The following is an 11210-nucleotide window of genomic DNA, read 5'->3' on the forward strand; positions in this document are numbered from 1 at the left end:
GGGAAGGTTCTGAATTCACGTGATGCGAATTCAATACGCCGGATTTCGCCGAGGCGTGCGCGGTCGACCACTCCGGTTCGCCGATCGGCCGAGCCGGATGGCCGTACGGGGGATCTCAGCCAACGCTCAGGATCAACGCCGTACCGTGATCCCCATGCCAACCCTGACGGTCGCGCGGCTCCGGCGTGCCCTCCCCACCGGCCGCCGGCTCGTCGCCGCCTCGGTGGCTACCGCGCTGGTCGCCGCCGCCGTCGGATGGGCGGTGTGGCCGGAGCGTCCCGCCTACACGACCGAGGCCGCGCTGCTGACCGTCCGCTCCGGGCCGTCCGGTGACGAGCCGGTCGACCTGGACACCACCTTCTACCTGCCCGAGGGGGCCTCCGCCGGGAACCGGGTGCCGGCGGTGCTGCTGGCGCACGGCTTCGGCGGTACGAAGGAGACGGTCCGCGCCGACGCCGAGGAGATCGCCGGCCGGGGTTACGCGGTGCTCACCTGGACCGCGCGCGGCTTCGGTCGCAGCGGCGGGCAGATCCACCTGAACAGCCCCGACCACGAGGTACGCGACGCGCAGCGGCTGCTGGACTGGCTCGCCGCCCGGCCGCAGGTACGCACGGACGCCGCCGGCGACCCGAGGGTCGGCGTGGTCGGCGGTTCGTACGGCGGCGGGCTGGCGCTGCTCCTCGCCGCCCAGGACCAGCGGGTCGACGCCATCGTGCCCATGATCACCTGGAACGACCTGCCCCGGGCCTTCCTGCCGGAGAGCACCGGCCGCCCGGCGACCGACGGGGTCTTCAAGAAGGGCTGGGCCGGGATCTTCTTCGGCGGCGCGGGCGCCGCCCCCGCCGGCCTGACCGGTCCTCCCGGCGGCGACGAGGAGGAGAACGGAGACGGTGCCCGCGAGGGCGGTCAGCCCGACGAGCCGGTCGGGACCGCCCCGGGTGGTCCGGCCGGGGCCACCTCCCCGCCGGCCGCCGGGGATCCCGCCTGCAACCGGTTCGCCGCCGACGTCTGCGCCGCGTACCTGCGCATCGCCGCGACCGGCCGGGGTGACCAGGCCGCCGTCGACCTGCTCCGCCGCTCCAGCCCGGCGACCGTGCTGGACCGGATCGAATCCCCCACCCTCCTGGTGCAGGGCACCGCGGACAGCCTCTTCCCGATCGCCGAGGCCGACGCCAACGCGCGCGGTATCGCCGCCGCCGGCACCCCGGTCCGGGTCGCCTGGTTCACCGGTGGGCACGACGGCGGCGACGGCCCGGACACCGATTCGGACCGGGTGAAGTTCCTGACCGTGCAGTGGCTCGACCACTACGTCGCGGGTACCGGCGACGCCCCGGGCGACGACTTCACCTGGTCGCGGATCGCCGGGTTCGACGCCCTCGACCGGGGGCTGGTGGCGACCGGCTACCGCACCACCGACTACCCCGGCGTCGAGGGTGACGAGCGCCGCGAGGTCACCGTGACCGGTCCGGCGCAGCCGATCGCCAACCCGCCCGGCGGCAACCCGGCGGCGATCTCCTCGTTGCCGCTCGCCGGATCCTTCTCGTCGCTGCTCGACGGGGTCGCCGGTGACCTGCCCGGCCAGCACGCCCGCTTCGAGTCCGCACCGCTGGGCGGGGCGGTCGACGTGGTCGGCGCACCCACCGTCAGCATCCGGGCCGCCTCCCCCGGCGGGGAGGCCGTCCTCTTCGTCAAGCTCTACGACGTCGCCCCGGACGGCACCGCCACCCTGCCCAGCGGCCTGGTCGCCCCGGTCCGGCTGAGCGGGCTGCCGGCCACGATCGAACAGGCCCGGCCGGTCACCGTCACCCTGCCGGCGATCGTCCGGCGGATCGAGGCCGGCCACCGGCTGCGGATCGTCGTCGCCACCAGCGACCAGGCGTACGCCACGCCGGCCGAACCGACCGTCCACACCGTCGCGATGGGAGACGGGCCGGTCGTGCTGCCCTCGGTGAGCGGGGAGCCGATCCCCACCACGGCCACCGTCTGGCGGTGGGTGCTCGCCGGGCTGCTCGCCACCATCGCGGTCGGGCTCGTCGTGCTCGTCGCCGTGCTGCGCCGCCGGCACCGCCGCCAGGACAGCTCCGTCCACCCGGCGTACGCCGGCACGCCGCTGGCCGTCCGACAGCTCCGCAAGGAGTACGCCGACGGCTTCGTCGCCGTGTCGAACGTCGACTTCGAGGTACACCCCGGTCAGGTGGTCGGGCTGCTCGGCCCGAACGGTGCGGGCAAGACCACCACGCTGCGGGTGCTGATGGGGCTGACCCAGCCCACCGCCGGCGAGATCTACGTCTTCGGGCACCGGCTGGTGCCCGGCTCGCCGGTGCTCTCCCGGATCGGCGCGCTGGTCGAGGGGCCGGGCTTCCTGCCGCACCTGAGCGGCCTGGAGAACCTGAAGGCGTACTGGCGGGCCACCGGGCGGCCGGAGGCGGAGGCGCACTTCACCGAGGCGCTGGAGATCGCCGGCCTCGGCGCGTCGGTGCACCGCCGGACCAACAACTACAGCCACGGCATGCGGCAGCGGCTCGCCATCGCCCAGGCCATGCTCGGCCTGCCCGAGCTGCTGGTGCTCGACGAACCGACCGACGGCCTGGATCCACCGCAGATCGCCGAGATGCGCCGGGTGCTCCAGCGGTACGCCACCGCCGGCCGGGCCGTGCTGGTCTCCAGCCACCTCCTCGCCGAGGTGGAGCAGACCTGCACTCACGCGGTGGTGGTCAACAAGGGGCGGATCGTCGCCTCCGGGCCGGTCGACGAGATCGTCGGCGAGTCGCCGAGCGTGTTGTTCGACGTCACCGACCCCGACACCGCGCGTGAGGTGCTGGCCCGGCTCGACGGCGTACGGGTGCTGCCGGACGCCGAGGGGCAGCTCGTGGTGGACACCAACGGCACCGCGCGCAGCGAGGTGGTGGCCGAGCTGGTCCGGGCCGGGGTCGGGGTGGACCGGGTGGTGCCCCGGCGTCGCCTGGAGGACGCCTTCCTCGCCCTGGTCGGCGAGAACTCCCGGGGAAGCGGGGACCGGTGATGGCGCCCCGGGAAAGCGACAGGCCGGCGGCGGCGCCCCCGGGAGGCGGGAGGCCGGCGGTGGAGTCTCGGGAGAACGGGGGAACGGTGTCGACGAAGTCGTCCGCCACGGTGGGCGCGGCCCCCGGCTACCGCCCGTCGGCGACCCTGCCGTTCCGGGCCGAGTTCCGGCGGCAGGCGTCGCGGCGGCGTACCCAGCTCGCGCTCGGGTTCATGGTGCTGCTCCCGCTGATCATCCTGATCGCGTTTCAGTTCGACTCGGGTGACGACGACAACGGCGGCGGCGAGTTCGCCAGCCTGGTCGAGTTCGCCACCACCGGCGGGCTGAACTTCACCCTCTTCACCATCTTCGTGTCGGCGTCGTTCCTGCTGGTCGTGGTGGTGGCGCTGTTCTGCGGGGACACCGTGGCCAGCGAGGCGAGCTGGGGGAGCCTGCGCTACCTGCTGGCCATCCCGGTGCCCCGGGCCCGACTGCTGACGGTGAAGCTGCTGGTCGCGCTCACCTACTCGGCGATCGCCCTGCTGACGCTCGCCGGCACCGCCCTGCTGGTCGGCACCCTCCGGTACGGCTGGTCGCCGCTGCGTAGCCTGGTCTCCGCCGAACTGGCCCCGGGCGAGGGGCTGCTGCGGCTGCTGGCCGTCCTCGGTTACCTGGCCGTGGTCATGCTGGTCGTCGCCGGTCTGGCCTTCCTGCTGTCGGTGGTCACCGACGCGGCGCTCGGTGCGGTCGGCGGTGCGGTGCTGCTCTGGATCCTGTCCAGCATCCTCGACCAGATCACCGCCCTCGGCGTGCTGCGCGACTTCCTGCCCACCCACTACAGCACCGCCTGGCTGGGCCTGCTCTCCACGCCGGTGCAGACCGACGACGTGGTCCGTGGCTGCGTCTCGGCGATCTGCTACGCCACCCTCTTCTGGGGCCTCGCCTTCTGGCGCTTCACCCGCAAGGACATCACGAGCTGACGCCGACCCCGTCGTCGTCCGGACCGACCGTCCGTAGGATCGCCGGGACCGCCTCTCGGGGCATCCACCTGGGCACACGGATCGGACAGTGACGACGGAGATGACAGGGCGAACACGTACCGGGCGACAGGCCGGGCTGACCGCGCTCTACCTCGGGGTCTTCGCGACCCTCTGGTTCAGCGTGCCGAAGGCGGATCCGCCACTGGACACCGTGCTCGTGGTGGCGAGCGTGGCCTCGCTGCTGACCGCGGTCACCGGTGGCGTGGTCGCCGCCCGCGCCCGGGGCGCCGACGTGCCGCCCCGCGACCGGGCCGCCGACCGGCGTTACCTGCTCGTCGTCGCCGCCGAGTTCGCCGCCGCCGGCCTGGGCGCGGCGCTGCTCGGGCTGGTGGGCTGGTCGGAGTTCACCCCCGTCCTGGTCGGCGCGGTCGTGGGGCTGCACTTCCTGCCGCTGGCCCCGCTGCTGGACGACCCGCTGCTCCGCCCGCTCGGGCTGGCGGTCTGCCTGGTCGCGTTCGGCGGCCTGGTCGTCGGGCTCGTCTCGTCCGGGCCGGTGGCCCTGGTGGTCGGTGCCGGCACCGGCCTGCTGCTGCTCGGCCACGCCGTCACGGCCCTGCTCCGGGCCCGCGCTCCGGGTACCTGACCGGACATGCGGGCCCCGGTGGGAAGGTCGCGTCGGAGCGCCTTCCCACCGGGATCCGCGTCGGGCGGTGCCGGTCAGTGGCAGGTGCCGGCGCCGCTCTCGGTGAAGGTCTGGTTCGCCACCGGCAGGAAACGCCACTGGTAGATCCCGGGGACCAGGGTCAGCTTGAGCACCCCGTAGGTGGTGCCGTTGCGGATCTCGCTGTTCGGCACGATGGTCCCGAAGTCGGGCTGGAGGGACCGACCGCCCGTACCGACCACGAACTGGCGGATGCCCTGCACGGGATCGTCCACCCGGTTCGGGGACTGCGGGGCGAACCGCTCGTACTGGTGGGCGTGGCCGGTGAGCAGGATCTCGACGTCCGCCTCGTAGAGCGCCTGGAAGAGCGGAAGCAGTTCCGTCCGTTCCCGGTCGCCGGAGCTGAAGATCGGGTGGTGCCAGTACGCCAGGGTGCACCGGGCGGGGTTGGCGGCCAGGTCGGCCCGCAGCCAGCGTTCCTGGGCCGAACCGACGTGACACCCACCGACCTTGCTGCAGTTGGAGTTCAGCACGACGATGTGCCATCCGCCGGCCTGCATGTCGTACGAGTACCAGCCCTCGTTCGGTTGGCCGGCTGCGGCGCCGAAGTACCCGAAGTAGCCGGCCGCGTTGGGGGTGAGGTACTCGTGGTTGCCGACGGCGGGTTTGGTGCGGGCCTTGTGCCGTCCCCAGGTCGGCGCGTAGCAGTTGGCGAACTCGGCCGGGCTGCCCTGTTCGTACACCAGGTCGCCGAGGGCGGCCACCGTGCCCGGCTCGCGGTCGAGGATCCGCGCGGTCTGCTCGTCGGTGTCCCGGTCGCAGGAGGCGATGTCCCCGGCGGCCAGCAGGACGTTCTCGCCGGTGCCCGGGATACCGGTCTCCACGAGGAGTTGCGGCACGGCCGAGCCGCTCTCCCGGGCGTCGTAGTAGGCGCCGTTGGCGTCGGTGGAGCTGATCCCGAAGCTGACGATCCCGTTGTTGACCACCGCCGAGGTGACCTCGACGTCGTACCAGGTGTCGGCGACCACCCGGCCGTACGTGCCGAGCGGCGCGCCGGTGAGGGCGGGCCGGTTGGCGTAGGTCAGGCTCGTCTCCAGCCAGTCGGTTCCACTGCGCTGCACCGTGCCGCCGGTGCGGCTGCCGGAGTCGGGGATGGTCGACACGTGCATGCGCAGCCGGGCGTGGATGACGGGATCGAGAAGACCGGTGACCGAGAACTTGAGGTAGGAGATCCGGGTCGGGTTGGCGGCCACCGCCAGCACCGGCTGGCTGTCGAAGTTGCTGGTCGGCGCGCTCGCGCTCACGTAGCTGTCGTTGGTGGGGAAGAACACGAAGTTGCCGTTGGCCCGCACCGGGGGCGCGAAGGTGAGTGTTCCGGCCAGGATCGCTAGGACGAGCACTGCGGCGTATCGGGATCTGGGCATCTGTCGGCACCTCTTAGTGGGCTCGGGAGGCCAGTCCACTCCGGATCGGTCACGGACCCGGCACGAGGTGACGGATCCTGGTTGACGGGTCGTTGACGTCCGGTGTGGTCCGCTCAGCGCCCCGACCGGAGGCAGAACCCATGAAGGTCCCCGGAATTCCCTTCGTCCAGGGCCGCAACGTCTACCGCGACCAGGACGGTCTGAAGTACGGCATCGCGATCCACGCCACGGCCAACGACGCCACCGCCGAGGAGGAGGCGAACTACGCCACCCGGCGCACCGACGGAGTCAGTTCGCACTTCTACGTCGACTCGAACTCCGTCGTCCAGTCCCTGGACACCGACGCCCGTGCCGGTCACGCCGGCTCCGGCACCGGCAACGAGAACGCCATCGCCGTGGAGATCACCGGTACCACGGTCAGGTCGCGGCAGTGGTGGCTCGACAACGTGGCCTGGGAACGGCTCGCCGACGTGCTGGCCGTGGTCTGTCGCCGGCACGGCGTCGTACCCCGCCGCGCCACCGTGGCCGAGATGCGCGCGAACCCGCGGGTGCGGGCCTTCTACGGCCACGACGACATGCGGCTGGCCTGGGGTGGCACCACCCACACCGATCCCGGCGCGAACTTCCCCTGGGACCACCTGCTGGCCACGGTCGAACAGGCCATCGACGACAGTGAGGACGACATGACCCCCGCCCAGTTCCTGGCCATCCTTCAGGACCCCGCCGTTGCCCGCACCATGCGCGCCCTGCCCTGGCAGTACGTCGGCGGCGGCATCCCGACCAACTACTCCACCCTCCAGGTCCTCAACGAGACCTTCCTCAACGTCCGGGACCTGCTGATCCGTAACCCCAGCGAGGAGATCGTCCGTGGGGTGCTGGCCACGCTGACCCCGGAGGCCATCGCCTCCGCGATCCCACCCGACCTCGCGCAGAAGGTCTCCGCCGAACTGGCCCGTCGGCTCGCCGACTGATCGTCGGGCGGCGGCCCTCCGGTCGGTTCCGGACCGCATGCCGGTGCCGGCTCAGGTGGCCGTGACCGTCGGCCACCAGGTGACCACCGGCACCGCCAGCAGCGCGCCGGCCAGGAGGGACGGTCCGAAGGGCAGCGCCGTGCGCCAACCGACCCGTCGGGTGGCGAGGAGCACCAGCAGCACGGGGGCGTTCACCAGCCAGGGCAGCACCGCGCCCAGGACCACCGCCTCCCATCCCAGCCAGCCGAGGTACCAGCCGAGCAGCGCGCCCACCTTCGCATCGCCGAAGCCGAGACCACCGCCGGGCAGCAGCACCATCCCGGTCAGGACCAGACCGACCACCAGGCAGGCGAGCAGCCCCCGCCACCAGTCGTCCCACGCCCCGCTCCGCAGGGCGACCGCGCCGAGCAGCACCGGAGTGACCGCCAGCGCCGGCAGGACCAACTGGTCGGGCAGCCGTCGGCAGGCGACGTCGACGACGCCGAGCAGCACGCCGAGCACCGCGAGGGCGAGGAAGAGCGGCAGGACGGGCACCGCCCCCAGCGCCGCCCCGAGCAGCCCACCGGCCGATCCGGCGATCGACGCGGTCAGCCAGCGGGACACCCCCGGCCGGTGTCCACAGCGGTACCGGGTCGTCACCCAGCCGCGCACCCCGGGGGTCAGCGGGGCCCCGCATTCGGCGCAGCCCTGCCGGGCGGGCTGCCCGTACGGCACCGCGAGGCGGTACGCCACCGCCGGGACGAACGCCGCCGCCACCCCGCACCCGATGGTGGCCGCCACCACCGTCCCCACCCACCACGGCACGCCCGCACCCTACCCGCGCCCGCGCGGGTGGGCTGGTTCACAGGGTGGGAAGGGGGAAGGAAGGCGGCCTGGGCTCTGCGTATGCTCGCAGGACACAACTGAATACCTCATCCAGAGGGGCTGAGGGATACGGCCCGACGACGCCCCGGCAACCACCCCGTGCGCTCAGAGCTGAGCGTCCGACGGGGCAGGTGCCAAGTCCGTCCCCGCCGCAGGGTGCGACGCGGGGAAAGATGAGAGGACCCCCTCGACATGACGTCGACGACTGTCGCCCCCGGTATCGACACCACCGCCAGCCCGGCCCGTGCCCTGGTCTGCCGTGCCTGCTCGGCCCGGTACCCGCTCGCCGCCCAGCACGCCTGCTACGAGTGCTTCGGCCCGCTGGAGGTCGACTACGACACCGCCGCGCTGGCCCGGGTCACCCGGGAGCAGATCGAGGCCGGCCCGCAGAACCTCTGGCGGTACGCCGCCCTCCTCCCCGCCGGCCAGGACCCGGCCACCCGGGTCACCCTCGACCCCGGGCTGACCCCGCTGGTCGCCGCCGGGAACCTCGCCGCCGAGCTGGGCATCACCGGCCCGCTCTGGATCAAGGACGACAGCGCCAACCCGACCCACTCGTTCAAGGACCGGGTGGTCTCGGTGGCGCTGACCGCCGCCCGTGCGCTGGGCTTCACCCGCTTCGCCTGCGCCTCCACCGGCAACCTGGCCAACTCCGTCGCCGCGCACGCCGCCCGTGCCGGGGTGCCCTCGGTCGTCTTCATCCCCGGCGACCTGGAGCAGGGCAAGGTGATCACCACCGCCGTCTACGGCGGCGAGCTGGTCGCCATCGACGGCTCGTACGACGACGTGAACCGGCTCTGCGGCGAACTGGTCGAGACCGACGAGTTCGAGGACACCGCGTTCGTCAACGTGAACGTCCGCCCGTACTACGCCGAGGGGTCGAAGACCCTCGGGTACGAGGTGGCCGAGCAGCTCGGCTGGCGGATCCCGGCGCAGGTGGTCATCCCGATGGCGAGCGGCGAGCTGCTCACCAAGGTCGACAAGGCCTTCAGCGAGCTGGTCGAGATCGGGCTGGTGGAGGCCCCCGCCGGTGGCTGGAAGGTCTTCGGCGCGCAGTCGGCCGGCTGCAACCCGATCGCCACCGCCCTGCACGCCGACACCGACACCATCATCCCGGTCAAGCCGACCGGGATCGCCAAGTCGTTGAACATCGGCGACCCGGCGGCCGGCCTCTACGCGCTGGAGGCGGTGCGGCGTACCGGGGGGTGGATGGAGGACGCCGACGACGAGGAGATCCGGGCCGCGATCCGGCTGCTGGCGCGTACCACCGGGGTCTTCGCCGAGACGGCCGGTGGGGTGACCGTCGCGGTGCTGCGCAAGCTGGTCGCCTCCGGTCGGCTGGACCCGACCGCCGAGACGGTGGTCTTCAACACCGGCGAGGGCCTGAAGACCATCGACGCCGTCGCCGGACAGGTCGGCCCGACCCACCGGATCAAGCCGGCACTGCGCGCCGCCCGCGACGCCGGACTGCTCGGCTGACCTGCGGATCACCCCGACGGATCGACCGACTCGCCCGAACGGGGGATCGGTTCGATCCGTCGGGTAGCCGACCGTTCGCCCAGGGTACGAAAAAGTACCCGTCAGGGACTTGACGTCAGTAACCGGTCAGTTGCAGGATGCTTCCTGCGGGAGGGCGTTCGCCGAAGACTTTTCAAGCCTTACGACCCAACGCCGGCGGCGTTGTGCGACCGTCCCTCCCGACCAAAGCTTCCTCGGGCCAGCGAATAATTCGCTGGCCCGTTTCCGTTCCGGCGCGCACTCTCGTCGGCATGAGCATCGTCATCGCGTCGTTCGACGACTCCGAACAGGCCGCGATCGACGCGGCGTTCCGGGTGGCCGCCGCCGGGCAGGCCGTCGACCTGCCGGACATGCCGGCGCTGTCCCGGCAGGTCTTCGAGAGCGCGCTCCGGCACCCGATGCCCGGCCGGTCGCTCCGGATGGCGCTGGCCACCCTCGACGACGTCCCGGTGGGCTATTTCGTGCTCTACCTGCCGCAGTGGGAGAACGTCGACAACGCCAGCCTCGAACTGGTCGTCCACCCGGCGTACCGGCGGCGCGGCGTCGGGCGGGCGCTGTACGAGCACGCCGTCCGGGTGCTGCGCGGGCAGGGTCGAAAGCGGATCATCGCGACGTTGGTCGGGCCGCTGCCGGAGGGGCCGGACCGCCCGGCCGTCGGCGCGCGGTTCGCCGCCGCGCTGGGGGCGCGGCCGGCGCTGGGCGAGGTACACCGGCGGCTCGTGGTCGACGGGGTGGACCACGCCCTCCTCGACAGGCTGCTGGCGGACGCGCGCGAGCGGGCCACCGGGTACCGCACGGTCAGCTGGCAGGGGGTGACCCCCGAGGAGTACGTCGCCGACGTGGGCTACCTCGACAGCCGGCTCGTGCTCGACTCGCCCATCGGGGACCTGGTGCTCGAACCGGAACGCGTGGACGCCGAGCGGGTGCGGGCCATCGAGCGGGTGTTGACGGCCCGGGGGCGGGCCGCCTACCACTGCGGGGTGGTGCACGAGGCGAGCGGCCGGCTGGTCGCCTGGACCATGATCATCGTGGTGCCGTCCGTCCCGCGCCACGCCGACCAGCAGATCACCATCGTGGATCCGGCGCACCGGGGGCACCGGCTCGGCCTGCTGGTCAAGATCGAGAATCTCCGGTACCTGCTGGCGCACGAGCCGGAGCTGCACGAGATCGACACCTGGAACGCCGCGGACAACAGCTACATGATCGCGATCAACGAGCAGCTGGGGTTCCGCGCCGTCGACGCCTGGACCTACTGGCAGCTCGACCTCTGACCGTGCGACCCCCGGCGGGCCCGGAACCGTTCTCGGCTCGCCGGCGGAGCAGGGTCGCCGCCCACGGTCGCAGGGTCGGCTCGGGGTATCCACCGGCGGCCAGGCCGGCCCGCCGCTCGAAGACGTTGCCGCAGCCGTAGCCACCGGTCAGCGCGTACGACCAGGCGCAGGCGAGCCCGTACGCCGGCCAGAAGAGCGGCCCGAGCAGCGCGTACTGGTCGGCGTGCCGCCGCTCGTGGTCGAGCAGGCCGACGCGGTCCGGATGCAGCAGCCAACCGGGTGGCCGATGGGTCAGCACCACCGAGCCGACCGTGAAGCACTGCTGTCTCGGCAGCGGCAACCGGTAGCCCCCGGCGACGACGAGCCCGTCCGGGGTGCGCCGCCGGGTGGTACGGGCCAGCACCGCCAGCGCCAGCCCGGCCGGCGTGGTGCCGTTGAGCCAGGTGAGCATGGTCCGCGTCCGCTGCCGCACGGCTCCAGGATGCGTCCCCGGACCACCCGCGGCCAGCCGGGTCCCCGG

The 11210-nt window shown here is 72.8% G+C and carries 9 protein-coding genes and 1 riboswitch; of the genes, 6 read left to right on the forward strand and 3 right to left on the reverse strand.

All coding sequences use genetic code 11. From position 1 onward, the window contains the following. Positions 1-154: 154 nt before the first annotated feature. The 3 genes from AB0F58_RS07405 to AB0F58_RS07415 all read left to right on the forward strand — a co-directional run bounded on the left by AB0F58_RS07405 (position 155) and on the right by AB0F58_RS07415 (position 4624). Positions 155-3022 carry an alpha/beta fold hydrolase gene (locus AB0F58_RS07405; protein ID WP_357139343.1) on the forward strand — a complete coding sequence of 956 codons (2868 nt, stop codon included), beginning with the start codon at positions 155-157 and terminating at the stop codon, positions 3020-3022. 59 nt (positions 3023-3081) lie between these two features. Beyond that, complete coding sequence (locus AB0F58_RS07410) at positions 3082-3981, forward strand: ABC transporter permease subunit (RefSeq protein ID WP_357139345.1); 900 nt, start codon at positions 3082-3084, stop codon at positions 3979-3981. A 100-nt stretch (positions 3982-4081) separates the two neighbouring features. Beyond that, positions 4082-4624: a hypothetical protein gene (locus AB0F58_RS07415; protein WP_357139348.1), complete on the forward strand. Its 543-nt coding sequence runs from the start codon at positions 4082-4084 to the stop codon at positions 4622-4624. 74 nt (positions 4625-4698) lie between these two features. Here the strand turns inward: AB0F58_RS07415 and AB0F58_RS07420 are convergent, their stop codons facing one another. Beyond that, on the reverse strand, positions 4699-6066 hold the full coding sequence (locus AB0F58_RS07420) for a DNRLRE domain-containing protein (RefSeq protein ID WP_357139350.1): 1368 nt from the start codon (positions 6064-6066) through the stop codon (positions 4699-4701). 140 nt (positions 6067-6206) lie between these two features. Here AB0F58_RS07420 and AB0F58_RS07425 point away from each other — a divergent pair, with 140 nt between their 5' ends. Beyond that, positions 6207-7037: a peptidoglycan recognition family protein gene (locus tag AB0F58_RS07425; protein WP_357139352.1), complete on the forward strand. Its 831-nt coding sequence runs from the start codon at positions 6207-6209 to the stop codon at positions 7035-7037. A 51-nt stretch (positions 7038-7088) separates the two neighbouring features. On the opposite strand, the gene AB0F58_RS07430 is transcribed toward AB0F58_RS07425, so the two are convergent. Continuing rightward, on the reverse strand, positions 7089-7841 hold the full coding sequence (locus AB0F58_RS07430; RefSeq protein ID WP_357139355.1) for an A24 family peptidase: 753 nt from the start codon (positions 7839-7841) through the stop codon (positions 7089-7091). 104 nt (positions 7842-7945) lie between these two features. After that, positions 7946-8081: riboswitch (SAM riboswitch) on the forward strand. A 12-nt stretch (positions 8082-8093) separates the two neighbouring features. Here AB0F58_RS07430 and thrC point away from each other — a divergent pair. Both thrC and AB0F58_RS07440 read left to right on the forward strand, forming a co-directional pair. Further along, entirely contained in the window at positions 8094-9380 is a 1287-nt protein-coding gene (gene thrC, locus AB0F58_RS07435; RefSeq protein ID WP_357139358.1) for a threonine synthase, read from the forward strand. Positions 9381-9670: 290 nt separating this feature from the next. Further along, positions 9671-10690: a GNAT family N-acetyltransferase gene (locus AB0F58_RS07440; RefSeq protein ID WP_357139361.1), complete on the forward strand. Its 1020-nt coding sequence runs from the start codon at positions 9671-9673 to the stop codon at positions 10688-10690. Here AB0F58_RS07440 and AB0F58_RS07445 read toward each other — a convergent pair. Then, the gene (locus tag AB0F58_RS07445; RefSeq protein WP_357139364.1) at positions 10629-11162 is read right to left on the reverse strand and encodes a hypothetical protein; all 534 of its coding nucleotides are present in this window, start codon (positions 11160-11162) and stop codon (positions 10629-10631) included. The genes AB0F58_RS07440 and AB0F58_RS07445 overlap by 62 nt on opposite strands. Positions 11163-11210 lie beyond the last annotated feature (48 nt).

This window comes from Micromonospora sp. NPDC023956 (assembly GCF_040639195.1).
In the GTDB taxonomy this organism is placed as follows: domain Bacteria; phylum Actinomycetota; class Actinomycetes; order Mycobacteriales; family Micromonosporaceae; genus Micromonospora.